This is a genomic window from Xenococcus sp. PCC 7305 (assembly GCF_000332055.1).
In the GTDB taxonomy this organism is placed as follows: domain Bacteria; phylum Cyanobacteriota; class Cyanobacteriia; order Cyanobacteriales; family Xenococcaceae; genus Xenococcus.
This window is the reverse complement of the sequence record NZ_ALVZ01000226.1, coordinates 19,953-44,922: the sequence shown is the minus strand read 5'-3', so window position 1 is coordinate 44,922 and position 24,970 is coordinate 19,953. Positions and strand designations below refer to the sequence as shown.

Genomic DNA, 24,970 nt, shown 5'->3' with positions numbered 1-24,970 from the left:
CGACGGTAGGGGCTAATTAACTTTAAATTTACTAACACTTTCTTGCAGATCTTGGGCTACAGTCAGTAGCTCCTTAAAAGAATCAGACACCTGTAAAGCCTCGGTGGCAGTTTTTTCTGAAACAGCAGCTACTTGCTCCATAGTCTGACTCACTATCTCCGAATCTTGGGATTGTTCCACAGTTGCCTGAGCGATCGCAACAACTAATTCATCAAGTTGACTACTTACTTGGGATATTTGATTAAGAGAAGAACGCGTCTCGTCGACTAATCTCGTTCCTGCCACTACCTGTTCCGTACCTGACTCCATAGCAGCAACTACTTCATTGGTTTCAGCCTGAATTTCTGCAACGAGGGATTCAATTTCTGCTGTGGCTTCTGCTGATTGGCGAGCCAAAGACCTCACCTCATCGGCTACCACGGCAAAACCTCGACCTTCTTCCCCTGCATGGGCAGCTTCAATAGAAGCATTCAAAGCTAAAAGGTTTGTTTGATCAGCAAAGCTACTAATTAGATTAACAACCTTGGAAATTTTTTGAGATGATTCTCCTAGGCGCTTAACTTTTTTGGCTGTCTCGGCCACCGTTTCTCGAATAGAGCTAAAGCCGTCGACTGTTCTATTCATGACTTCATCTCCAGCTTGCACTGTATCTGAGGCTAAACGCACGGCTTTTTCGGCGGCTTCTGCATTGCTGGCCACAATTTGAATTGAATTAGTCATGGCTTGAATTCGTCCCAGTGCCTTAGTGATTTCCTGGGTTTGCTCCGATGCGCCTTGGGATAGTTCTTGAATCGAAGTTTCCTTGGCACTAGTAGTTGTTGATACCAAGGCAGCTGCGGATTGGACTTGAGTGACTAATTTACGCAAGCTCTCAATAGTCGCATTGTAGGAATCGGCAATCGTGCCAATTTCATCTTCTTTAATTTGAGCTCGAATAGTTAAATCTCCTTGACTAACAGGATCTACTTCCATTAATAATTCCAAAGCTCGTCTTTGCAGGTTTTCTTTAGCTTGGCGTTCTTTTTCTTGAGATTGCTTTTGTCTTTGTAACAGTTCTGCTTTCTCTAAAGCATTCCCAGTTTGAATCGCTATTTGAGCTAACAACTCGATTTCTCCAGATTGCCATGCTCTGGGTTGATTACATTGATGAACAACCAGTAACCCTGTCAGGGTTTCTCCCTTTAAGACTGGTGCTATCAGGCTAGCTTTTATATTAAGATCTTCTAATTGTTGTAGATGGGATTCTGACAAACCTGTTTGAGATATATCAGCAATAGCGATAACTTCTCCTGCGCGGTATTTTTCTAGATATTCTTCGGAAAAATAAGGATCGTCAAAGCTAGTGCCCAAAACTGTAGGATATCCATCCTGAACAGACTCGGCCATAATAGATCCCTGCCATTGTTGAGCAAAAGCATAATAAATTGAGCGATCGCCATGCAATACTTGACGACTATCCGCCACCACAATTTTAAAAATAGCCTCTGTTTCTAAAGCCTCTCCAAGACTCAAAGCAATTTCTCGGAGTGCTTGCGATTTCTTGGCATCTTCACGCAATTTATTTTCACTAGTTTCAATCGAGTCTGCTAGCTGATTGAAACTACTGGCGAGGAGGGCAATTTCATCATTAGTTCGCATGGGCGCTCTAGCACTGAGATCCCCTTCAGAGAAATCTTGGGTTATTTGTTGCAATTCTTGAATCGGTTCGGTGATTGCTCTTCCCAAGAAATCTGTCAACCAAAGAGTAGCCGCAGTGACTAACCCAGCCAACGTCATTTGTAGCCCGATACTATTCCAAAATATAGCCGAATTTATTCTACTGCCATAAACAATAACCGCGATAGGCTCTTGTGCATCATCAGTTATAGCTTGAGCTGCTAGACTGTAGGTCTCATTATTAATCTTGGCTTGCTCCGTAACAACTCGACCTGAATTGTTATTCGCTAAAAGTAAAATATTTTTTAAAGTTAGTAAGGAGACTTTACTATTTTCTGTATCTTCTGATGAAGAAGTTGCTAACTTAAAATCCCCAGTATTTTTAGGCAAATAAACCGCACCATAATCCTGCTGATTGTTATCAGTAAAAGCCCCTAATAATCGCTGAGCATTGGGTAATTTATCATCGGTAGGAGACTCAGAAACTAATGTGCTAATAATAGCCATTTGAGATTCAACTTCTTTAAATCTTTGTTCTTCTAAACTCTGTCTGAGAATGATTCCTCCTGAACCAACCACGACGACTAAAGCTCCCAAACCAAACCAAGAGATTAATCTTGTTTTACTCGTAATCGGGAGGTAATAAAGTTTACCTAATAAAGAAAGAGCTTGTTGAGTACCCATATTGCTTTGGATTATACTGGTTACTGAAATTAATGAACTAAATTGAATTATTAATTACTAGAAATTTTAACTTTTTACGCCTTAATACTTACTTTTAAATATCTGTTAAAAATATTTTGTGGTTTAGTTTAATTTTGTGGTATCGCTGCGACGATGGCATCACCATCCAAAACTAAAATAATTTGACCATCGGGCTTCGCCCAATAACCCCGGAGAAAAGGAGCTAAATCTGAAGTAATTGCCGAAGCAGGAGGAGACTGAATTAAATTAGAATTACATAATTCAATATCTTCTACTCTTGTCATAATTAATCCCAGACTGGTTTGAGATTTTTTACCCTTATCAGATTGACCACTATAGGATAAGACAACGGCAGTGTGCGCAGTTGTTTTCATTTCCTGCTGATCCCAAGGACTAAGACCAATTAAATGCCCTAAATCTACTATCCAAAGAATTTCACCTCGCCAATTGTAAACTCCCATTACCCAAGTAGGCATTTGAGGAATGGGAACGATTTTGCCAACACCAATTTTTAGAACTTCTGTTACTTGTTCAATAGGTAACATGATTTTAGTTTCAGGTTCGAGGTGAAACCGCAAAAACTGTTCTTCTTGGCGCTCTTGTAATAACTCTGTGGGCGAATGAACTAATTTTTTGTAGGCAGTAGAGTCAGACACAGTTTGGTTCTTCCTTAATAAACTGAATTATTAAATCAAGCTTTGAACAGCCTGTAGCAATTCTTCCTGATTGATAGGTTTAGGGATATAGGCGTCTGCGCCTTGTTTTTTTCCCCAAAATTTATCCATATCAGTTCCTTTATTGGAGCAAAGAATAATTGGAATTTTATTGGTGATCTGTGATCCTTTAAGTTCACGACAAATTTCGAAGCCGCTACGCCCAGGTAACACTACATCTAGCAAAATTAGATCGGGATGAGTATTCGCAATTTTTTCTAGAGCTTCTTCTCCACTAGTCGCAATTAAGATGTCAATACCAATCTCTTGTAAATAATTAACCAGTATTGCTCTTTCGGTTGCTGAATCATCGACAATTAGGGCTTGTCCCATTACGATTACCTTAATAAAAAAATTAGACTATTTCAAATAAGCTACTGGCATTAAGTTGCCAGCTAATCATGGTCTATCGATCATTTTTATAGTTCCCTTTAATTACAGTGAAGTTAACAGTTTTGGGAAAGAAAACATTTTATTTTTATTAATTAATAATTACTCTAATTTTCATAGCTACCAATTAAACTTTCTTGCTTAGATATTTTTCAATAGTACCTAAAACTAGCTTTTCGTCAACGGGTTTACTAATGAAATCCGTTGATCCTACCATTTTGGCTCGTACCCGATCTATCAGGCCATCATTCCCTGTGACAATCACAATAGGAGTCTGCTTGAAATATGACAGCTTCCGTAGTTGAGTACAGATTTCATACCCGTTGGTATTGGGCATAATGAGATCGAGAAAGATTAGGTCTGGCTTGCGGTTAAGCAACACCGCGATCGCCCTTAACCCGTCCATCTCACTGACAAATTGATATCCAGCACTCCTCATAATATGCTCCATGGATTGACAGATCTGAGGACTGTCGTCAATGCAGGCAATAAGAATTCGATGGGGAGAAATTCCTTTCGACAGCTTGTGAGCAATCGGCGGAGATACTGGCGGCGGGATATCGTCGATCGTGATTAATTGCACTAAGCCCAATTGGATATAGGGAATCAAGGAACGTGTTACGGTGACAACATCTCGCCTCATCCGAATACTAAGATCCCTCAGGGTTTGCTGCCCATCTAGTAATTGACTGAGATTTTGATAAACTTGGGAAGATGTTCTCTTTTTGAGAGCTTCTGGCTGGCGAATAACTGGAGCCATATCTGGGGAACGATCAGCAATTTTGGCTTCTTGCCAAGCCTGCCAAAGCTTATTGGCCTCAGCAATTACTTGTTCTGCTTCAATTAAGACTAATCGAGTAGAAATTAAATTATCTTTAATTGTTTGGCAAAACACTTCTATGGGATGAGCAAGATCAAATAGCACCTCAATAATAGTAGCTTTGATCATACGAGTCGCCTGTTCTCTCGTAATTTTTTTCTGATCGATCCAGAGGGATAATAGCTTATACTCCCAGGAAATGCGGCACTCCTCTTCGGGAATAGTGGCTAATTCTAATTGGATTTCGTTAAAGTGAGCTAATCTTTGGGGACAATAAGCTACTAAATTTCTGCGCCAACGTCTTACAGGATGAATTCCGCCAGTAGCATAGACAATTCTGCCCAAATATAAATAAAGAGTCCAAGAAGTATCTTGCACATCATGAATCGCTAATTGACCACTAAATTTAGCTAATTTAAGAGACTCAAAAAACTCCAACTGTTTGGTGGCATTAAATTGTTGAATTCGGGTACGAGTATGACTAATTCCATCTTTGGTAGTCGTCATCACCAAGTTCCTAATATATTACAGTGATTATTTTATTTATGGGTAAAAAATACCCCACCCAATTAGGATTCCCAAAAAGTCTTGTTAATTAACAAGCTCTTTCCTTTAGCGTATCAAAGGTAACAAAAGAGTCACAAAATAATAAACCAAGGGAGCAGTAAAAACATAACTATCAGTACGGTCTAAGATACCCCCATGACCCGGAATTAATTGCCCCGAATCTTTCACCCCCGCATCTCTTTTCATCATTGATTCGGTTAAATCGCCAAGTAAGCTGGTAACTCCGATCAGACTCCCTAATATAATTCCGCTAAATCTCCAACCAGGAAAATCAAAATACCAAGCTCCCAACTCAGCGACAATTAAGCTACCTAAGATCCCAAAGGCTGCTCCTTCAACGGTCTTTTTTGGGCTAATGGCGGATAATTTAGTGCGCCCAAAGATTTTTCCCATAAAATAAGCTCCAATATCGGCAGCCCAAATACAAGCCATGACCAGAAAAGTAAGAATCAAAGCGTTGGGCCACTGCTGAAAATCGGACCAAGAAGTTGGCCAATAACCATCTAAAGGTAAATTAGTCATCGAATTGTTATGGGGCAGACTAACTCGTAAGCGCACCCAATAGGTCGGAAGATAGCCGCAATAGAATAATCCTAGAATAGAACTAGAAATATCGGCGATCGTGGCCATTTTGGGTTGAAATAATAAATAAAAGCAAATAATCGTGCCCCCCAGACAAAACATAGCATCGGTGATGTTGGGAGTAATAGTCGAACTAATCAAGAGAAGTTGAGAGACGACAAAAGTAGTTTTTGCCGCAGGTTCAATTCCTGTTGCGCGAACTAAACGAAAATACTCAATCTGTGCGAGAAAAATTAGAATCCCAATGGCGACGGAAAAATACCATCCCCCTAAAACAATCATCCCCAAGGCAAGGAAGATCGCTATAATAGCACTTAGAATACGATTCCAGGACATAACTAATTATTTTGCCGCAGGTCTAAAGAAATTAAATCTTGGTTAAGGTAACCATTCCAAAGATTAACAAATTACGCCTGAAACTCATAATTATACGAACTAACAAAAATATATTAGATGCATGCCAATTAATCATATGATCAGGCGTATGATGAATAATTGTTCTTGATGACAATTTCGATGAATGACCTCTTAGTCAATTTAGCAGGATGGGTTCCTGCTATTATTTTGCCCATTGCTACTATTACTCAACTGGTAAAAATAGTTCAGGAAAGAAATGCCGCTGGAGTTAGTCTAATCACCTGGTTTCTTTTTGGAGTCGCTAATATCGGCTTGTATTTGTTCACTGAAAAATATTTAGCTCTTCAATCGCTGGTTGGTCTTCTAGGGACTGCTGTTTTAGATTTCGCGATCTTTTTTCTGGCTTTAAGCTATAGACGCCAAGTGCCCGCACAAATCAGCTCCCCAAATACAATCAATGTGGAGGTTGATCAAGAGATTGTATGAAACTCAAAAAAACGACCTGGATCTTGGTGACAACAGCTTTTTTGATGGTGGGGTGGGTTGGGATCTCTGAACTCACCAGACCAAGACAGGAAGAGAATAAGATTGCGGAACAAAAGATTTTTAATGTCGAACAGAGTCAAATCCAAAAAATTATTATTGACCAAAAAGATTTAACTTTGGAGTTTATTCAGAACGCAGATCAAGAAGATTCTTGGTCAATGGTGCAGCCGGAACAAGCCTTAGCTGATGATGCAGCGATTGCTTTTCTGGCAGATTTGTTGGTTGGAGGGACAAGCGATCGCATTATTGCTCCTGAGGGAACTACCTTAGCTGAATATGGTCTAGATAAGCCGATCGCCACAATCTCTTTTGTGACAACGGAGGGCCAAACTTCCAAAATAGCTCTGGGGCAACCGACAATTGATGACTCTTTGATCTATGCTCAAGTTTTTTCCGATACTCCAATCAATAATAAGATTGTTCTCGTTGCCAAAACTTGGCAATATGCAGTAGAGAGAGACTTTCAAGAGTGGAAAAGAAAATCTTGAAGGTCTTAATTACTAATTGCTTGTCTTAAAGTAGCCACAAAATTGGGGTAGGAAATCGAAGCAGCTTCGGCGCGATGAATAGTCGTTGTTTCCTTGGCGTTTAAAGATGCGATCGCAAGACTCATGGCAATCCGATGATCTGTAAAACTATCGACATCAGCCCCAGTTAAACTAGCCCCGCCAGTGATTTCTAAGCCGTCACCTAGTTCTTTAATCCGAGCGCCCATTTTCCCTAATTCAGTTGCCATCACGGCCAGGCGATCGCTTTCTTTGACCCGCAATTCTGCTGCATCCTTGATTACTGTAGTTCCCGAGGCAAAGGCCGCTGCTACAGCGAGAATGGGAATTTCATCAATGAGACGGGGAATAATCTTACCGCCAATAATACAGGCTTTTAATTGACTATATTTAACTCGTAGATCTGCTACTGGTTCCCCAGCAACCGTCCGTTCATTTTCCTTGACAATATCTGCCTCCATCATCTCCAAGGCTTCCAAAATTCCTGTCCGAGTAGGATTCACTCCCACATTCGTAATGAGTAACTCTGAACCTGGAATGATCGCCGCAGCAACTAACCAAAAAGCAGCGGAACTAATATCCCCAGGAACGATGACCTTTTGACCTGTAAGAGTTGGTTGGCCAGTAATCGTAACGCTATTGGTTTTGGGATTTACTTCTAATTCGGCACCAAAAGCTCGCAACATTCTCTCGCTATGATCACGCGACAAGGCAGGCTCGGTAACAGTTGTTTTGCCGTCCACCATTAAACCTGCTAATAAAACACAGGATTTGACTTGAGCAGAAGCTACAGGAGATAAGTAATGAATAGCCTTGAGCTGTTGTCCTCGGACGGCCAGCGGAGCCAGCGAATTGTCTTCTCTGCCCCAAATATTTGCCCCCATTTGGCTTAGGGGATTGACAACCCGCGACATAGGACGCGATCGCAAAGATTTATCTCCAGTAATCGTAAAAAACTTGCCGGGATGGGATGCTAGCAAACCCAACATTAATCTGATAGTAGTGCCAGAATTTCCCGCATTGAGAACATGAATCGGCTCTGTGAGGTTACCTAAGCCGACACCTTGAACTATGACCTTTTCCGAATTTAATTTAGAAATTTTTGCCCCCATGGCCCGAAAACATTTTGCAGTACTCATCGGGTCTTCTCCCAATAGCAAACCTTCAATCGTGGTTTCTCCTTCTGCGATCGCCCCTAACATCAAAGCACGGTGAGAGATCGATTTATCCCCAGGTATCCCAATAGTCCCAGTTAGGGCAATTCCTGAACTGGAAGGAGTAATAATTAAATCTTGAGATTGATTATCTTGATCTTGGAGTTTGACAATAGGAGATGGCATAGGAAACAGTTATCAGTGATCAGTGATCAGTTATCAGCTTTTCATGTAAATAGTAAACAGCTTTTTCTGTAAAGAGTAAATAGAATCAAGACTTTTTACTTAAAAATTAGTATTCATTCCTTGAGTTCCCACTAGCTGTCCTAGTTGGCAAACGATATCATAGAGTTAGGGCTTATATTGAAGTTGTCAAATGAAACAAAAGTATTTAAAAAATTTTTCTAACTCTTCTATCACTAAAACTAATTCTCAGGGCCAAAAAATAAGCAAACTAAATAAATCATCTAGTTATTTGCGTAAATTGGCTACTGGGTGGTTGATTTTACAAACTTGTTTCTTGACAACCCCAGCCTTGTCCCAAGAAAAACCTAAGAATACTCTAACTTACGGCGAATTCTTGGAAAAATTGGCAGATAAGCAAGTTAAAACCGTAGAACTAGACGAAACTAATAAAAGAGCCAAAGTTACGCTTAAAGGGGAAGGCACAGAGCAAACACCTAAAACAGTAAAACTATTTGATCGCAATCCCGATCTGAGTTCACGAATTATCAGCTCAGGAGCCAAATTAGAGGCCAACCCCTCGGTGGATCGCTCAGCCGTTACTAGTATTTTGGTCAATTTATTAATTATTTTTCTGCTGCTGACGGCATTGGTGATGATTATTAAACGTTCTGCCAGCGCCTCAGGGCAAGCGTTTAATTTTGCCAAATCCAGGGCAAGATTCCAAATGGAAGCCAAAACAGGGATTCAATTTGATGATGTGGCAGGAATTGAAGAAGCGAAAGAAGAACTACAGGAAGTGGTTACTTTCCTCAAAGAACCAGAGAAATTTACGGCTTTAGGGGCCAAAATTCCCCGAGGGATGCTTTTAATTGGGCCTCCTGGAACGGGGAAAACTCTTTTGGCAAGAGCGATCGCAGGTGAGGCTTCAGTACCCTTTTTCAGTATTTCCGGTTCAGAATTTGTCGAAATGTTTGTGGGGGTCGGAGCTTCTCGGGTGCGGGATTTATTTAAGAAAGCCAAGGAAAATGCTCCCTGTTTGATATTTATTGATGAAATAGATGCGGTAGGTCGTCAAAGAGGTGCGGGCATTGGTGGCGGCAATGATGAGAGAGAGCAAACTCTGAACCAGTTGCTGACAGAAATGGATGGGTTTGAAGGCAATGCGGGAATTATTGTAATTGCTGCGACCAACCGTCCTGATGTTTTGGACAAAGCATTATTGCGTCCAGGTCGTTTTGATCGCCAAGTATTTGTTGATTATCCCGATTATCAAGGAAGATTGGGCATTTTGGAGGTTCATGCCCGTGATAAGAAGGTAGCAACGGAGGTTGACCTAGAAGCGATCGCCCGCCGCACACCCGGATTTAGTGGTGCTGATTTAGCAAACTTGCTTAATGAAGCAGCTATTTTTACTGCCAGAAGGCGTAAAGAAGCGATTACGATGCAGGAAATCAACGACGCGGTGGATCGCATTGTCGCAGGGATGGAAGGAGTTCCCCTGGTGGATAGTAAAGCCAAGCGTTTAATTGCTTATCATGAAATTGGCCATGCGATCGTGGCGACTCTCACCCCTAACCACGATCCCGTAGAAAAAGTAACTCTAATTCCTCGGGGACAAGCTAAAGGCTTAACTTGGTTCACTCCTGATGAAGAGCGAGGTTTGATTACGAGAAATCAAATTTTGGGCAAAATTGCCTCTACATTGGGGGGTCGAGCTGCCGAGGAAGTAATCTTTGGGGATGCGGAAATCACGACGGGAGCAAGTAACGATATTGAACAATTAACTTCAATGGCGCGAAACATGGTTACCAAGTTTGGCATGTCTGAACTGGGGCCTTTAGCTTTAGAGAAGGCAGACCAACCAGTATTTTTGCGCAATGAGCCCATGCCGCGCTCGGAATATTCAGAAGAAATTGCGGCACGGATTGATGCTCAGGTTAAAACTATTATTCTTGAATGTTATGAAAATGCCAAAAATATTATTCGGGATAATCGTTACGCAATTGACCGCATCACTGATATTTTGGTCGACAAGGAAACCATTGAAGGGGAAGATTTTCGCAAATTAGTTCAGGAATTTTCTGAAGTTCCAGAAACCAAAACGAAAATCTCTTTTTAAATCGAAGGCAGAAGTCTGAGAGTGAAATGAGTTATTAAAACCTCTGCCTTCTGCCTTCTGCCTTCTAAGGCGAAGCCCTTATAAATTAGAAATTGCCCCTCTTGCCATATCTGCGATCGCCCTATCATTAGCTTTGGGTAAATGATAATAAGTTCCTCCCGCATTTTTCGCCAATTCTTTGCCAAAACCAGTAGAAACAAAACGGCTTTCGGTATCAATCAACAATAGCTTCATGCCCAAAGCACGGATTTTTGCCGCAATATCTAACAATTCTTCCTTGATATTTGGCTTAACTCCCTCTTCTGGTGGTTCACCAAGAGAACGGGATAGGGGAATATTTCCCCTGCCATCAGTAATCGCAACGATGACAACTTGACCAATATCTCCAGACATTTGGGCATTAACCCCAACGTTTACGGCTTGAGTTAAACCGTGGGAGAGGGGAGAACCCCCACCGCAGGGCAAAGTTTCTAATCTTCCCCGCGCCATCGTGATAGAACGAGTTGGCGGCAATAAAACATCGGCTCTTTCGCCACGAAAGGGAATCAAAGCAATTTGATCACGGTTTTCGTAAGCTTCAGTTAACAGTCGCATTACAGCACCTTTAGCCGACTGCATTCTGTTTAAGGCCATTGAACCAGAAGCATCCACAACAAAAACTATCAGGGAGCCTGCTTTTCGGGCCATCCGTTTAGAGCGCAAATCACTTTGTTCCACAATCACCTTACGATCTGGGTTAAGTTCTCTCCGGGTTTTTTGATAGGGAGCAGCACTTCGCAGGGTGGCATCTACAGCAATTCGTTTAACTTTCCCTTTAGGTATCATCGGTTTAATATAGCGCCCGCGATCCTCAGAGTAAATCAGATTCCGCGCCCCCGATTTACCTTGACGCTGCATAGTTTGGGCGAAAGTGAGCACCTCAGGATCGAGCACTACTCCTTCGATATCAAAAATAAACTCATCGGGAATTGCTGGCGGCTCCTGTTCTTGATCTTCTTCCTGTTCTTCTTCTTCTTGATCTTCGGGTTCCTCCTCAGAATCTGGTTCAGAATTATCTTGGGGCTGTGGAGGTGGTGGGGGCGGCTGCGGGGCGTCTTCTGGTGGAGTTTCAATAGTGGTTGCCCGAGGGATAATCACTAATTCCACAGCCTTGCGCAGATCGTCTGCGGTGACATTATTACGCCCTTCTAAGGCAGCGGCAGCCTTGGCAACTCTAACAGCAAATAATTCTGCACGATGGCCTTCTACTCCGCCCCTGACTGCTTCTTGTACTAGATAGAGAATTTGATCATGAGTTATTGTTACTTCCTTTAACCATTCCCTGGCCAAGATAATATCGGTTTTGACGCTCTCAATCTCATCTTGATAATTATGCAAGAAGTCTTGGGGTGCGTTGCTATAGTCGATCGCCTGCTTTACCGCTTCAATTCTTTGCTCTGAGGATAGGATGGCATCTGCTGATAGCGCGATCGCAATTCGGTCTAAAAGATGCTCTCTTAAGTTCCCTTCTTCGGGGTTATAGGTCGCAATCAAGATTGGTTGACAAGGATGCTGGAAACTTATGCCTTCTCGCTCAATCACATTGCGCCCTTCTGTAAGTACCGTCAACAATTGGTTGGCAATTTGATCATCTAAGAGATTAATTTCGTCTATATATAAAACTCCTCGATGGGCTGCCGCTAATAACCCTGGTTGAAATACTGGCTCGCCTCTTTTTACCGATTCTTCGACATCTACCGACCCCAGTAACCTATCTTCAGTGACTCCCAAGGGAATTTGGACAAAGGGAGAAGGAATAATTTGTGTGGGGATATCCTCTAACTTAGTATTACCATACTTGACCAATGTCTCATCATCCCAAAATCCTGGTTGGTCAGGGTCGCAATTGTAGAGGGAATTTTTAATTATTTCGATCGGCGGCAAGATATCGTCAATCCCCCGCGCCATAACCGATTTAGCCGTTCCTCGACGACCCGCGATCGCAACACCTCCCAATTGAGGATCTATGGCCGCCAGCAACAGAGCGAGTTTGATGGATTCCTGTCCAACGACAGCAGTTAAAGGAAAGTTAAGATTGACTGGTTTTGTAGTTACAGCAGGCATGAGGAAAATCAGTATTTGGGCAATAGACAGGAAAAATTAAGCAAAATCAATAATCGCAACCGAGGGATCTGCGAGTGTCAACCCCAGTCTGGGAATTCACTCCGGTGGCATTTTCACAAAGCTGATTGACTTGCCATTTTTCAAGGATTGCTAAGGTGAAATCTGCGCCGTCAATCATGGCATCTTCAAAAGAGGAAAAAGATAAAATAGTTTCTCTAAAAATCGCATCGCTTAAATCTGCTCCTTGAAAGTCGGTCAGATAAGCAAAACCATAGGTGAAATCTGCCCCATGTAAATTAGCATTGGATAAATCAGAAGCATTAAAGACAGCTCCTCTAAGATCGGAATTACTAAAATTTGCCTCACTGAGATCGACCTTGGCAAAATCTAGTCTTTGGAGGGTTTTCCCAGAAAAATCTTTGTTTTTTAAATCATCAGAACTAAGGTCGCTAAAGGATGAGGGAGTAACGGCAGTGGAGCTCCCTGCGATCGCGGGTAGAGGTAAAAGCAAGATAACAAATAGCAGTAAGATTGCGCCTAGTCGAAAAAGGTATTTCATTGATAATCGAAGATAAATAAATCTAATTAAAACAATACGGAAAAAAGGAACGAGAAACAAGAAAGACGGAACTATCTATAATTTAAATAGAAAAAACATGAGCAAAGAGGAAATTATATAATGGCTGGTTTTGAAGATATTGTTAAAAAGGCTTTTTATATGGGGGTAGGCTTTGCTGACTATGCTCAAGAAAAAGCAGGAACAGCGCTTACCGAAATTACGGCTCAAGCTCAGCAGTTGGCAGATGAGATGATTGCCAGAGGCGAAATGAATGTCGAGGAAGCTCGCAAATTTGTCGATGAAATGGTGCAACAAGCACAACAAGATATTTTTGAGGATTCAAGCAATGGCTCAGAATCAAAAGAACCCCGCATTATCGAGATTGTTACAGAAGAAGAGTCAGAAACTGTTGACGCATCTGCTCAAGATGGCTCTCCTAATGTTGATGAACTAAGGGATCAAGTACAGTCTTTGAAGGAAGAATTACAGCAATTGCGCAAAGATTCCCCATAATGTTACAAAATGTATAGATATTTAAAGTTATTTTTTTAGGTTTTTTTAACATTTGTCTGGGAAAATTGACAAAAAAGATTGATACAATGAATCGTTAAGAACAAAGACACTGTAAAAGAAGTTTTGTCGCTGTGTTCTTGAACTACATATCGTAGGAGAGCGATGTCAGATGTGTAGACAGTGTGTTTGATCTTTATAATATTATTCAGGCTGGAACGTAGACGGAGTTTTTATCGCGTCCTCCCCTTACTCCTGTTCTCAAGAGACTAAACTCTCTGACAGAGCGACTGTGGACAGTAGGCGTGTCTGGAATGAATATTTTTAAGTTTATAAGTAGGATTTCCTTAAGATGAACCTCAAGGCCCATCTGTAGTGTTTTTATGTCCTCTAGATTCCTGGTTAAGCTGCCTGTTATGGCTTCCAGGGATTTTTTGTTGTTTTTTCTTTCTAAAATTTGATGTTATACCAAATTAAATAATGTTCACGACAGATCATGGTGGGAGGGGCGAATGGCCATTCGCCCCTACAGAATTATGTGTTCTATTTCTATTTCTATTTTAAATTGGTATTACTTAGCGCGATCGCCAATTAAATATTGAATTTCTCCATCATGCGATCGCACTTCTTGTTGAGTATAAGGTGATCGCATAAAGCATTACAGAATTTTATCAAACTACTTATCTCAAACCTAATATAATGAAGCTAATGTAGCCTTTGCATCAATTACTTCCAGCTTATTTATTGTTATGTCAATCGATCACTTAACCCAAGAAGCTTTATCTTTACCTAAAGACCTCAGACTTCAGCTTGTAGAAAGTTTATTAAAAAGTCTTGAAGTAGATGAAGTTATTCAGTCCGAATGGCTAGTAGAGGCTAAGAAACGACGCAATGAGATTCGTAATAGATTAGTTCAACCTATTCCTGGAGAAGAAGCTTTAGCTCAAATTAGACAAATTTTAGGCTAATGAAGTATGTTTTTCATCCAGAAGCACTAACTGAGTATTCAGAAGCAGTCCAATATTATGCACAACAGAATATTAATTTAGGACAAAAATTTATTGATGAAGTTGAGAGTGCGGTTTATCGTTTAAGAGATTCACCTAAGCTTTATCCAACTATTGATGGGGATATTAGACGTTGCTTAACCCACAAATTTCCTTACGCAATCCTATACACGATCGAATCCGATTTCATACTTATTCTGGCAGTGATGCATTGTAAGCAAAAACCAAATTACTGGAAATCAAGACGACAGTAGTATTTGACAGAAGTTGAAAGAGAGAGCGCTTTTTTAATGTTTTTCCATCTTGCGATCGCCGATTAAATATTGAATTTCTCCATCATGCGATCGCACGTCTTCATTTAGAGAAAGGCGGTCGCTTTTTTGATTTTGCTACATATGAGATCGCATTTATTAATCAAGAGCTAAAAATAGCTATAAACAGAAATGATCAATCACTAGGATTCCAAAATTCAAGGCTATTAAAAAAGCTAAAGTCTTGATAATCAATCGTCCAAACTGGAGCCTGATATTGTTGGGCGGTGCAAATAACAGAGGCATCCTCTAAGCTACCTTGCTAATGAGGAGTAGTGAAAACTAAATCTGAAATGGTAGTAAAATCCGAGGAAGAAAGAGTGACAATAACTGTTTCTGATTGAATAATAGTTAATAAAGTACGAGCTGCGTCTACAGATTGATAGCGAGATACGAACTTATAGACTTCAAACAAAATCGGTAAAGGAGTTAATACTTCGCCGAAAATACTAGGAATTTGACTAAAGCCGAGTTTTGCTTCTTGATGGTAATGGTCTTTTTTAGATATCAAGCCGATTAATGAACCAGAATCTAACACTAATCTTTTCATTAGCGATGTTTTTTATCGGTAGAAGCATCAACAGGTGCAGATTCCACTATCCCTGCCAATTCTAATAATCTTTCTCCGTTACGAGGACGTAATTTTTCCTTTAGAGCAACTTGGACAACACTAGAAGCATTTTCTTGGGGATGTTGTTTAGCACCACTGGATTTCAATCTTTTTTACTGGGGGGGTGTATTTGCTCCCGCGTCTACTAGTTTCCTAGTGCCTAAACTGGCAAAATCAAATAATTTCGTATCTGCTAATTGGGAAGGGGAAATATTTTGAGTGCTCCGAAAAATACTATCAATTCTTCCTGGGGATTCACTTTCCCAAGACTGCAACATTTCTTTAATCTTTGCCCGTTGTAAATTTTCTTGAGAACCGCAAAGATTGCAGGGAATAATGGGAAATTGTCGTGCATTGGCATAGCGAACAATCTCTCTCTCTGGGCAATAGGCTAAAGGACGAATAATAATATTTTTTTGATCGTCACTGAGCAATTTTGGCGGCATAGCTTTGATTCTACCGCCATGGAACATATTAAGAAATAAGGTCTCGACAATATCGTCTCGATGATGACCTAAAGCAATTTTAGTGGCATTTTCTTCCCCTGCCACTCGATAGAGAATCCCTCGACGCAATCGCGAACATAAACCGCACATGGTTTTGCCTTCGGGAATAACTCTGGTGACAGTGCTGTAGGTATCTTCTTCGACAATGCGGTAGGTTACACCCAGAGATTCGAGATATTCAGGAAGAATATGCTGCGGAAACCCTGGTTGTTTTTGATCGAGATTAACAGCTATTATTTCAAAGTTTACGGGGGCTTTGCGCTGCAAACTAAGGAGCAAATCGAGCATGGTGTAGGAGTCTTTGCCCCCCGAAAGACATACCATCACGCGATCGCCTTCTTCGATCATATTATAATCACGAATAGCCTTGCCCACTGAACCTCGCAGACGCGCTTGCAATTTCTTAAAGTTTTTGGAGGTGCGCTCTTTTATTAATTCCATATATAGTCAGTTCAGCGAAACAAATAATACTAGTTAACAATCAAAATTTCTTTAAAATTGTAGTACCAACTTCCAAAGCTTATCAAAAATCAATCAACCAATAAAAATTATGGCTATTCAATTTAAAGTCCCCGATATGGCTTGCGATGCCTGTGCCAAAAGTATTACTCAAGCTGTGCAAACTCTAGATTCTGGTGCGATCGTCAAAGCTGATACCCAAACCAAACAAGTAACGGTAGAAACTTTAGCTTCGGAATCATCTGTTAGAGATGCGATCGCAGAAGCTGGTTATAATCCTGTTTAAATGAAGGCAGAGGGCAGAGGGCAGAGGGCAGATGGCAGATGGTAGAAAACAGGAGTTCTCTTATTATGACGATATGACGAGGATTTAAACCTAAATTATGATTACAACAAGTGATCTAGAAAAAATAAATCTTAAATTAAAGGGCATGAGCTGCGCAGCCTGTGCCAGTAGCGTGGAAAAAGCAATTGTAGCTGTCCCTGGAGTCGCAGAATGTCATGTCAATTTCGGCGCTGAGCAGGCTGCCATTGCCTATGATCCTCAGCAAACCAATATCAAAGAACTTCAAGACGCGGTAGCAAATGCCGGCTACTCAGCCTATGCCCTGCAAGAACAGTCAATATTAGCAGAAGAAAACGATAGGGAGCAAGCTGAGCGCCAGGCAGAATCTCGTGATTTTCAGCGCAAGATAATTTTTGGTGGCATCATTAGCCTCATTCTGATCATTGCTTCATTCCCAATGATGACGGGATTAACAATTCCTGGGATTCCTGAATGGTTGCATAATCCCTGGACACAATTACTGCTCACGACCCCTGTTCAGTTTTGGTGCGGTTACAGATTTTATGTCGGCGCAATCAAAGCCTTGAGGCGTCGTGCCGCCACAATGGATACTCTAATCACCTTGGGAACTAGTGCTGCTTATTTTTATTCTCTATTTGCCACTGTTTTTCCCGACTTTTTTACCGAGCAGGGCCTAATGCCAGAGGTCTACTACGAGACTGCGGCGGTGGTTATTACCTTAATCCTTTTGGGACAATGGTTTGAAAATCGAGCCAAGGGACAAACTTCAGCGGCAATTCGCAAATTAATCGGTTTACAGCCTAGAGATGCCCGAGTGATTCGTAACGGCAGAGAAGTAGATATTCCCATTAGCGAAGTTCAAATCGGCGATACAATTCTAGTGCGTCCTGGGGAAAAAATTCCTGTGGATGGGGAAATAATTCGCGGCAGTTCTACTGTTGATGAGGCAATGGTGACAGGGGAAAGTCTTCCCGTTGCCAAACATCCAGGGGATGAAGTTATCGGCGCAACCATCAATAAGATGGGAAGTTTTCAATTTAAAGCTACCAGAATTGGTAAAGACACCCTGTTAGCACAGATAGTTAAACTAGTACAGGACGCCCAAGGCTCGAAAGCTCCAATTCAAAGGCTAGCGGATCAGGTTACAGGTTGGTTTGTACCTTTAGTAATCGCGATCGCGATCGCAACTTTTACGCTTTGGTTTATTTTGACAGGTAATATTTCTAGATCTCTAATCCCTACCGTTGGGGTCTTAATCATTGCTTGCCCCTGTGCATTAGGGTTAGCAACGCCCACTTCTGTGATGGTGGGGACAGGTAAAGCCGCAGAAAAGGGAATTTTAATCAAAGATGCTGCCAGTTTGGAATTAGCCCATAAAATTCAAACTATTGTTTTAGATAAAACTGGCACGATTACCCAAGGAAAACCGACTGTTACTAATTTCACCACAGTACGAGGATTGAAGCATGGGCTAGAAGTAAAATTACTGCGTTTAGTTGCCGCAGTTGAAAGAAACTCCGAACATCCTTTAGCCGATGCCGTTGTGCAATATGCTCAGTCTCAGAATCTTGATTTACCAGAAGCGATTCAGTTTAAGGCGATCGCAGGGAGTGGCGTGCAAGCTATGGTGAGCGATCTTTTGGTGCAAATTGGCACTCAACGCTGGATGAGTGAGCTGGGGATTGAATCTAGTACTTTTCAAGCCAAAAAAGATCTTTGGGAAGCTGAGGGTAAAACTGTGGTTTTAATAGCTGTCGATGGCGAACTAGAAGGAGTTATGGCGATCGCCGATGCGATTAAACTCTCTTCACCCGAAGCAGTTCGAGCCTTACGCAAGTTGGATTTGGAAGTGGTGATGCTCACAGGAGACAATCGAAAAACCGCAGAAGCGATCGCACGACAGGTAGGGATAGTCAGAGTAGAAGCGGAAGTACGACCCGAGCAAAAGGCAGCCAAAATTAAAGAATTGCAGCAAGAAGGAAAAATAGTTGCCATGGTGGGAGATGGCATTAACGACGCGCCAGCATTAGCCCAAGCCGATGTGGGAATTGCCATTGGGACAGGAACGGATATCGCGATCGCTGCTAGTGATATTACTTTAATTTCAGGAGAATTGCAGGGCATTGTCACCGCGATCGCTTTGAGTAAGGCAACGATGGCGAATATTCGGCAAAATCTCTTTTTTGCGTTTATCTACAATGTTTTAGGTATTCCTATCGCCGCAGGAATACTATTTCCTGTGTTTGGCTGGTTACTCAATCCAATGATTGCTGGAGGAGCCATGGCTTTTAGTTCGGTTTCGGTTGTCACGAATGCTCTGCGTTTGCGTAATTTTAAATATAGGTAAATTAGTTGTGCAAAATAAATTACCTAGAGTCAATTAGGGAATAGGTTATTCAGAAAAAGGAGGTAATATTACAATGGATCAGTTGACAAATTTTTATAATATTATTTATCCTATTATGAAAGGATATGCAGATATTCCCTATCGCTATCAAGATCGCAAACATAAATTAGTTGTTAGTAATGATAGAAAAGATTATTTATTAATGGCTATTGGTTGGGAAGATGACGTAAAAATTCATGGCTGTGTGGTTCATTTAGAAATTATTGACAATAAAATTTGGATTCATCGAGATGGGTTAGAGGATGGGATTGCTAGTGATTTACTGAGAGCAGGTATTCCTAAAAGTGATATTGTGCTAGCATTTCATCCCCCAGATGTTCGCAAATTTACCGAGTTTGCTGTTGGTTAAAATAATAAAAAAGTATTGTAATATTAATATTGCATATATACTATCAGATATTTATAGGTAAATTAATAGCCTCTGAGGGTTGTTTTATTTCATGGGCAATACCAAATTCGTCTAACTTCTTACTAATTTTGCTTCCTGCGATTTGCAGTATTTGACTACGGAGCTCCGTTGACAATTCATTACCAGAACTAAGAATGCAAAAACTCACCTGGGCTTGCATTTTATCAGCAGCATTTAAGTCACTAAAATTAATCGCAGTGCTGCGGGGATCGATGCCCCAAATATCTTTGCTCGCAGTGATAATAAGCTGATGTAGCAGAGCTTTCTGATCAATACTAATCCCTTGAGGAAAAGTTAAATGTACCATTGCCATAATTTTGCCAGCATTCGTAAAGTTTTCCACATTTTCTTGAGTCAAAGAATTATTGGGAACGCTGACAAGAGTTCCTTTACCTGAAGTGCGAATTTTCGTTAGGCGTAGACCGATAGATTCTACGCGGCCAAAAGTTCCATCTGGAAGTTTGATGTAGTCATCGATCGCAAAGGGACTATCAAAAAAGAGGACAATCCCACCAATAATTTGCTCTAAGATTTTTTGAGCGGCAAACGCAATCGCAACCCCGCCAATCCCAATACTCGCTAATAAACCAAAAATATCGATCTCATGAGTTACAGCAAAGATAGTAATGACGATGAAGACTAGAGCTGAGTTAATTGAGAATTTGGCAACCAGTAGAAACTCGGCATCAAGCTTGCGTCCTTTATCCAGAGAATTTCCAATATAGAGACGAAAATAATCGCCAATAATTTGATAGCCAAGATAACAGGTTGTGATTCCAATACTCAAACTAAGAATGATTTCGAGAAAAGATAGATTAACTATGGGTTTTACTAGCAACAGAATGAACTCAGCGATCGCCAATCCCCAAAATATCTGAATTAAAGAGAAATAAGGTTCAACTATTTGTTTATACGCGATAGCTATTGGAGAAGCAGCAAAACGCTCTATATAATTATGATACTTAAATGGTGATTGGGGCTTCGACATAGATATTAGGTTCTTGCGCTACAAATTTAATCCCAAAATTTCTCAATTTTTCTGATATTTCCTCATAGGTAGATTCTAAAATTTTTTTTCTAAATTCAATTGAGTTCTTCGTTGAACCTAAAATGGAGAAATTAACCATCGCCCTGGTCAAATCATGATCCAACTGCTGGGTAAAATTAACATTAGTGCTATCGGGAGCAATGCCAAATAATTTTTCGGTACTTTCGATAATCACTTGTTCGATCAATGCTTGTTCTCGTTCTTGCAGCTGTTTCATAAAATCGAGATAAATTAAAACCATGATTTTTTTGCCGCGACTGACATTTTCTACTTCATCGCGTGCCAACAAAGGATTTGACAGGATATACAGAGTGTTTTTACCAGCTACGCGAATAGTCGTTGAGCGCCAACCAATAGATTCGACCCTTCCAAATACTTCTTCGGCTCTCCCACTAGTCGATGCTGGTAAGCGAATATATTCTCCAGGTAAAAAACGACGGTCTAAAAATAATAGAATCGTACCGAAAAAATCATCAACAGTGTTAGACAATGCTAACCCAAGGGCTGCTCCCCCAAGAGAGATACCCGCCAACAAACTAACCCAAGAAAAATTACGGGTTTCAGCATAGACAACAATAGCAATAAATCCAATCATGATATTAGCTAAGGTTTCAAATGCCAACAACATTTCATTAACTACGAATCCAGACTGACGCATAAACTTGATGCCGTAAACGCGGATCAATTGCGCCAAGATCCGAGAAGTCATCCAAGCAATAGCAATCAAAGCTAAAAAAGAAACTAACGGTTCTAGAACCTTATATAGTTCTCGATATCCCTCAAGCCATAACAAGATAGACCAATAAATAAGGATTAAAGTACTACAGAGCTTAATTGAGGCTCGAACCGGCTTAAAAATGAGAACATAGAGATTTTTCTCTTTTTGAAGATCTCCTAAATACAGAATGAACTTCAGCAAAATAGGGACGACTTGTCCGATGGTAATTGCGAGAAGGACAAAGATGAGAAAAATAATAATATTAGGTAAACTTGATTGATAGATTGTTCTATAGAGAAAAGCAAATATTTCTTCTACCTTTGAGCCGAAAATTGTCATTTTGATTACCAGCACGCAATAGACAGTTTATTGAAAAAATAGAATAATGATTAACAAGTACCACTTAATAATACAAACTAATGTTGTAATAGCTCTATTAAGACCTGCTAAGGTGAATATATCCTAAGATTTAGCAGCAACAGTCAGTGGCACAAATACCTACAACTCAAATTGTAAATAATAAGTCAGAAAATCAGCCTAAAAATACTAAAATAGTTGTCCTAGCTGGTGTTATTGGCAACATTATTGAATGGTATGATTTCGCCCTTTTTGGCTATTTTGCACCGATTCTCTCAACTCTATTTTTTCCCAACGAAAATGAGGTGATTTCTCTACTAGAAACCTATGGTGTGTTTGCTGCCGGATTTATTCTGCGACCAATTGGGGCTGTTGTTTTTGGATATATAGGCGATCGCATTGATCGTCGTATAGAACTATTTCTCTCAGTGATCTTGATGGCAATTCCGACTTTTTTATTGGGAACATTGCCAACCTATGAGCAAATTGGCATTGCAGCACCGATTGCCTTGATTTTTTTAAGATTGATTCAGGGATTGTCTGTGGGAGGCGAATTTACAGGGTCAGTAACCTATGTGGCGGAGACTGCGCCCCAAGATCGTCGTGGTTTTACTGCTAGTTTTGCTAATGTGGGCTCAATGTTGGGAATGTTGTTGGGATTGGGGATAGTCACCTTGATGGCAAATTTTTTGCCAGAATCTAGCCTTCAGAATTGGGGTTGGCGCCTGCCTTTCTTGATCGGCGGGTTATTGGGATTAGTGGGCTTTTATCTGCGCAGAGATATGCCTGCTTCTGAGATTTTTCAGGAACATCATTTAGATAGCAAAACACCATTTCTGAGCGCTCTCAAGAAAGATGTCACTCCAATCATTCAAGCAACGATTTTTTCTAGTGGTTACAGTGTGATTTTCTATCTGGCACTGGTTTATTTGCCAACTTACTTAACAAATTTTACTGATATTGCTTTTGGCCAAGCTCTGTTAATTAACACTGTCGCGATCGCATTATTAATAGGAATAATTCCCCTCATGGGATGGTTGTCGGATCGGACTCTACGACGTAAATCTTGGTTGTTGATTGCCATGAGTACAATTGCCCTCTCTAGTTATCCCGCCTTTGTCTTGTTACACCAAGCAAATATTCTCTTGGTTTGGATCGCTCAGATTTGGCTGGCACTTCTGATTGGAATGTTGCTAGGTACTTCTCCTGCGATGATGGTGGAACTATTTCCCTCCCAAACCCGTCTTACGGCATATTCTCTTGCTTTGAACTTAGGGGCTGGCATTGTCGGGGGAACTTCCCCTTTGATTGCCACCTGGCTGATTGAAGTTAGCGGCAATTCTTATGCTCCAGCCCTTTATTTGTCCTTGGCGGCATTTACCTCAGCAACAGCAATTAGTTTTATGAGCGATCGAAGTCGCGAGCCTCTTCTCTAAGTATTTAGTATTTTTCAGTCAGACTCTGCTTCCTGTTGCACCTTTTGCCGATAATGACGATCTGCATATGCTCGATCAAAAATATAACCTTGCCCTTCATCAAGACCAAGGGTTTGACGAACAACATTCATGGTTCTCGCCAAAAGATAATTAGATTGCTTAGTATTGGCCACTGGTAGATAGTTAAATCCCAGCTTTAGAACATTATCAACCTTGCCAATGATTTTCCCTATCAGTTTTTTGTTTTCGGAAAAGAAGCGAACCGACCAATCAACAAATATGGGTTGCCAACTAATTTCATGGTTAGCATGAAACTCCTGATAACGATTTATCAATACTGGTAAATGCTCTCTGTGGGCTTCAATCTCAGCAATTGCCTGCTTAGAATCCTGTGGCGCAAAATATTTTTTCACTACCTGCTGGGCAAAGTTACTCATCCCATCCTGGCCAGAAAAGGTCGAATAATATAAATTAGAGTTAGATTTTTCATTGGCGTAACCAGACCCCAAATAAAGAGTTGCTTGTCCGCCAACATAGCTGTCGATCCAGCCCCCAGCAATCCCCATCTGAGCATTGAGTAACTTGCCATCTTGCAACAAACTACGAGTACTAGGAAATAGTTTAAAGCTGGGTTCACTTTGCCATTGTGCTTCCGCTAAGGGTTGATAAAACTTACTGATCTCTGCTGTAAACTCGCGATCCGTACCTTCTATGGCAGGGGAAACACGATAGAGTCCCACAGGAAGCAGATTAGGCTCTCTCACTCCATGGCGAATCATGGTGAAATAATCTGGCACAACAGAGATCACATATTGATCTACATAGGGATCTTGTCCCGTTACCTGAGCGCGATAAAAAGGCGATCGAATAATTTTCTTGGCTGTGGCTTCACTCGTAAAGACAAAGGGCACCAATACATCTACCGGAGGAGCCTGGGAGCGCATATTTTGATAATCAACTTGGGACTCAGTATAGGCCAATTCTCCATAGGTCATAGCTAAGATACCCTCAGGAGGTTGCTGGGCTAAAGCTTGGCGGACAGGATGGTCAGGATTATCACGAAAATCATCCCGATCTTCTTTTCTTGCTGTTCTAGGATAATTAGCATTTTGATAAAGCTGGTTAATAATCTCCTGAGATTGCTCCCAAATATCAAAGGTGACCTGACGATATTGATTGCGAATTTCTTTATTTTTGGCTACTGCTTCTAATTCAGCCACAGTCTGATACTGAACAAATTGCTCTAGTTGCTCAACTTGATTGATATCTGTAAGAGAAATATTCTGGGCAAGCATGACCCTAGTGCCAAAATCTAGCATCACTCTTTCGAGGGTAAATTGGGATTTCCACCAAGGGGGAACAGGCTGAGAATCACCATCTTTAGAAACGTAAAACCTAGTAACTTCGGGTCGAAAGTCAGCAGCCAGGGCCATGTAGAGTAAAGACTTAGAGAGAATCTGGGCTTCTGCTCTCGTCATATCTTGGGGACTATAATCCCCACGAGCAAATAATTTTTTATTGTTTAAAAGTGAACCATAAACAGAAACAAACGCACTTCCCGAGCTTGCCCCCGAAACACAAGCCGCATTAAACCTCGCTTCTGGAGGAGCTTGAGCGATCGCATCTCTAATCATTTCTGAGGCCCAAGTAAAAGTAGCAGCCCAATTGTAACCATTGCCCGAAGTAGCAAGACAAATAATCTGATCTAAAGAAGCAGTCTCATTATTATTTTTAACTTCAGCAGCTCTGGCCACTAACGATTGGCCAAAAACATTGACCGTGAGCAAACCAAGAACACAGAATAGTTTGACGGATGCTTGCTGTAATTTATTGATGGTTGTTCCTTTGGTCGCTGATAGTAGTGACGAGGATGTACTACTGTTCTTTGTATAAATAGAAGATGAACCAAAATCTTTAACCAT

24 protein-coding genes are annotated in these 24,970 nt (G+C 41.0%); 10 read left to right on the top strand and 14 right to left on the bottom strand.

What is annotated here, in order from left to right; genetic code table 11:
• Positions 1-12 precede the first annotated feature (12 nt).
• From XEN7305_RS22435 to XEN7305_RS22415, 5 genes are all read right to left on the bottom strand, one after another.
• Complete coding sequence (locus XEN7305_RS22435) at positions 13-2,340, bottom strand: methyl-accepting chemotaxis protein (RefSeq protein WP_006511822.1); 2,328 nt, start codon at positions 2,338-2,340, stop codon at positions 13-15.
• Between the two features lie 128 nt (positions 2,341-2,468).
• On the bottom strand, positions 2,469-3,017 hold the full coding sequence (locus XEN7305_RS22430; protein ID WP_006511821.1) for a chemotaxis protein CheW: 549 nt from the start codon (positions 3,015-3,017) through the stop codon (positions 2,469-2,471).
• 30 nt (positions 3,018-3,047) lie between these two features.
• Positions 3,048-3,407, bottom strand: a complete 360-nt coding sequence (locus XEN7305_RS22425) for a response regulator transcription factor (protein ID WP_006511820.1) — start codon at positions 3,405-3,407, stop codon at positions 3,048-3,050.
• Between the two features lie 184 nt (positions 3,408-3,591).
• Positions 3,592-4,791 carry a response regulator gene (locus tag XEN7305_RS22420; protein ID WP_006511819.1) on the bottom strand — a complete coding sequence of 400 codons (1,200 nt, stop codon included), beginning with the start codon at positions 4,789-4,791 and terminating at the stop codon, positions 3,592-3,594.
• 105 nt (positions 4,792-4,896) lie between these two features.
• Positions 4,897-5,769: a phosphatidate cytidylyltransferase gene (locus XEN7305_RS22415; protein WP_006511818.1), complete on the bottom strand. Its 873-nt coding sequence runs from the start codon at positions 5,767-5,769 to the stop codon at positions 4,897-4,899.
• A 180-nt stretch (positions 5,770-5,949) separates the two neighbouring features.
• On the opposite strand from XEN7305_RS22415, the gene XEN7305_RS22410 reads away from it, so the two are divergent.
• Complete coding sequence (locus XEN7305_RS22410) at positions 5,950-6,276, top strand: hypothetical protein (RefSeq protein WP_006511817.1); 327 nt, start codon at positions 5,950-5,952, stop codon at positions 6,274-6,276.
• A complete protein-coding gene (locus tag XEN7305_RS22405; RefSeq protein ID WP_006511816.1) occupies positions 6,273-6,824 on the top strand; it encodes a DUF4340 domain-containing protein in 552 nt (183 codons plus the stop codon). Before XEN7305_RS22410 ends, XEN7305_RS22405 begins: the two co-directional genes overlap by 4 nt.
• A 5-nt stretch (positions 6,825-6,829) precedes the next feature.
• Here XEN7305_RS22405 and aroA read toward each other — a convergent pair whose 3' ends face one another.
• Positions 6,830-8,182 (bottom strand): 3-phosphoshikimate 1-carboxyvinyltransferase, encoded by a 1,353-nt coding sequence (aroA, locus tag XEN7305_RS22400; protein WP_006511815.1) that lies wholly within the window; start codon positions 8,180-8,182, stop codon positions 6,830-6,832.
• A gap of 190 nt (positions 8,183-8,372) precedes the next feature.
• On the opposite strand from aroA, the gene ftsH reads away from it, so the two are divergent.
• Positions 8,373-10,301: an ATP-dependent zinc metalloprotease FtsH gene (gene ftsH, locus XEN7305_RS22395; protein WP_006511814.1), complete on the top strand. Its 1,929-nt coding sequence runs from the start codon at positions 8,373-8,375 to the stop codon at positions 10,299-10,301.
• Positions 10,302-10,379: 78 nt separating this feature from the next.
• Here ftsH and bchD read toward each other — a convergent pair whose 3' ends face one another.
• Both bchD and XEN7305_RS22385 read right to left on the bottom strand, forming a co-directional pair.
• The gene (bchD, locus tag XEN7305_RS22390; RefSeq protein ID WP_006511813.1) at positions 10,380-12,404 is read right to left on the bottom strand and encodes a magnesium chelatase ATPase subunit D; all 2,025 of its coding nucleotides are present in this window, start codon (positions 12,402-12,404) and stop codon (positions 10,380-10,382) included.
• Positions 12,405-12,450: 46 nt separating this feature from the next.
• Complete coding sequence (locus tag XEN7305_RS22385) at positions 12,451-12,963, bottom strand: pentapeptide repeat-containing protein (RefSeq protein ID WP_006511812.1); 513 nt, start codon at positions 12,961-12,963, stop codon at positions 12,451-12,453.
• 120 nt (positions 12,964-13,083) lie between these two features.
• Here XEN7305_RS22385 and XEN7305_RS22380 point away from each other — a divergent pair, with 120 nt between their 5' ends.
• The 3 genes from XEN7305_RS22380 to XEN7305_RS22370 all read left to right on the top strand — a co-directional run bounded on the left by XEN7305_RS22380 (position 13,084) and on the right by XEN7305_RS22370 (position 14,734).
• Positions 13,084-13,476 carry a phasin family protein gene (locus XEN7305_RS22380; protein WP_006511811.1) on the top strand — a complete coding sequence of 131 codons (393 nt, stop codon included), beginning with the start codon at positions 13,084-13,086 and terminating at the stop codon, positions 13,474-13,476.
• Positions 13,477-14,222: 746 nt separating this feature from the next.
• Positions 14,223-14,441 (top strand): addiction module protein, encoded by a 219-nt coding sequence (locus XEN7305_RS22375; protein ID WP_006511810.1) that lies wholly within the window; start codon positions 14,223-14,225, stop codon positions 14,439-14,441.
• Positions 14,441-14,734 carry a type II toxin-antitoxin system RelE/ParE family toxin gene (locus tag XEN7305_RS22370; RefSeq protein ID WP_006511809.1) on the top strand — a complete coding sequence of 98 codons (294 nt, stop codon included), beginning with the start codon at positions 14,441-14,443 and terminating at the stop codon, positions 14,732-14,734. The genes XEN7305_RS22375 and XEN7305_RS22370 overlap by 1 nt, the downstream gene beginning before the upstream one ends.
• A gap of 319 nt (positions 14,735-15,053) precedes the next feature.
• Here XEN7305_RS22370 and XEN7305_RS22365 read toward each other — a convergent pair whose 3' ends face one another.
• Genes XEN7305_RS22365 through ttcA form a run of 3 tightly spaced genes read right to left on the bottom strand, consistent with a single transcriptional unit; the run spans position 15,054 to position 16,348 of the window.
• Positions 15,054-15,341 carry a hypothetical protein gene (locus XEN7305_RS22365; protein WP_006511808.1) on the bottom strand — a complete coding sequence of 96 codons (288 nt, stop codon included), beginning with the start codon at positions 15,339-15,341 and terminating at the stop codon, positions 15,054-15,056.
• Positions 15,341-15,508: a hypothetical protein gene (locus tag XEN7305_RS29400; protein WP_173399712.1), complete on the bottom strand. Its 168-nt coding sequence runs from the start codon at positions 15,506-15,508 to the stop codon at positions 15,341-15,343. The genes XEN7305_RS22365 and XEN7305_RS29400 overlap by 1 nt, the downstream gene beginning before the upstream one ends.
• Before the next feature lie 6 nt (positions 15,509-15,514).
• Positions 15,515-16,348, bottom strand: coding sequence for a tRNA 2-thiocytidine(32) synthetase TtcA (ttcA, locus tag XEN7305_RS22360; RefSeq protein WP_006511807.1), 834 nt, complete (start codon positions 16,346-16,348; stop codon positions 15,515-15,517).
• 109 nt (positions 16,349-16,457) lie between these two features.
• Here ttcA and XEN7305_RS22355 point away from each other — a divergent pair, with 109 nt between their 5' ends.
• From XEN7305_RS22355 to XEN7305_RS22345, 3 genes are all read left to right on the top strand, one after another.
• On the top strand, positions 16,458-16,652 hold the full coding sequence (locus tag XEN7305_RS22355) for a heavy-metal-associated domain-containing protein (RefSeq protein WP_006511806.1): 195 nt from the start codon (positions 16,458-16,460) through the stop codon (positions 16,650-16,652).
• Between the two features lie 97 nt (positions 16,653-16,749).
• The gene (locus XEN7305_RS22350) at positions 16,750-19,020 is read left to right on the top strand and encodes a heavy metal translocating P-type ATPase (protein ID WP_006511805.1); all 2,271 of its coding nucleotides are present in this window, start codon (positions 16,750-16,752) and stop codon (positions 19,018-19,020) included.
• 73 nt (positions 19,021-19,093) lie between these two features.
• Positions 19,094-19,429, top strand: a complete 336-nt coding sequence (locus XEN7305_RS22345) for a XisI protein (protein ID WP_006511804.1) — start codon at positions 19,094-19,096, stop codon at positions 19,427-19,429.
• Positions 19,430-19,472: 43 nt separating this feature from the next.
• Here the strand turns inward: XEN7305_RS22345 and XEN7305_RS22340 are convergent, their stop codons facing one another.
• Complete coding sequence (locus tag XEN7305_RS22340; protein WP_006511803.1) at positions 19,473-20,477, bottom strand: mechanosensitive ion channel family protein; 1,005 nt, start codon at positions 20,475-20,477, stop codon at positions 19,473-19,475.
• Positions 20,452-21,594 (bottom strand): mechanosensitive ion channel family protein, encoded by a 1,143-nt coding sequence (locus XEN7305_RS22335; protein WP_006511802.1) that lies wholly within the window; start codon positions 21,592-21,594, stop codon positions 20,452-20,454. The genes XEN7305_RS22340 and XEN7305_RS22335 overlap by 26 nt, the downstream gene beginning before the upstream one ends.
• Positions 21,595-21,740: 146 nt before the next feature.
• Here XEN7305_RS22335 and XEN7305_RS22330 point away from each other — a divergent pair, with 146 nt between their 5' ends.
• Positions 21,741-23,048, top strand: coding sequence for an MFS transporter (locus tag XEN7305_RS22330; RefSeq protein WP_006511801.1), 1,308 nt, complete (start codon positions 21,741-21,743; stop codon positions 23,046-23,048).
• Between the two features lie 14 nt (positions 23,049-23,062).
• Here XEN7305_RS22330 and XEN7305_RS22325 read toward each other — a convergent pair whose 3' ends face one another.
• The gene (locus tag XEN7305_RS22325; RefSeq protein ID WP_006511800.1) at positions 23,063-24,970 is read right to left on the bottom strand and encodes a hypothetical protein; all 1,908 of its coding nucleotides are present in this window, start codon (positions 24,968-24,970) and stop codon (positions 23,063-23,065) included.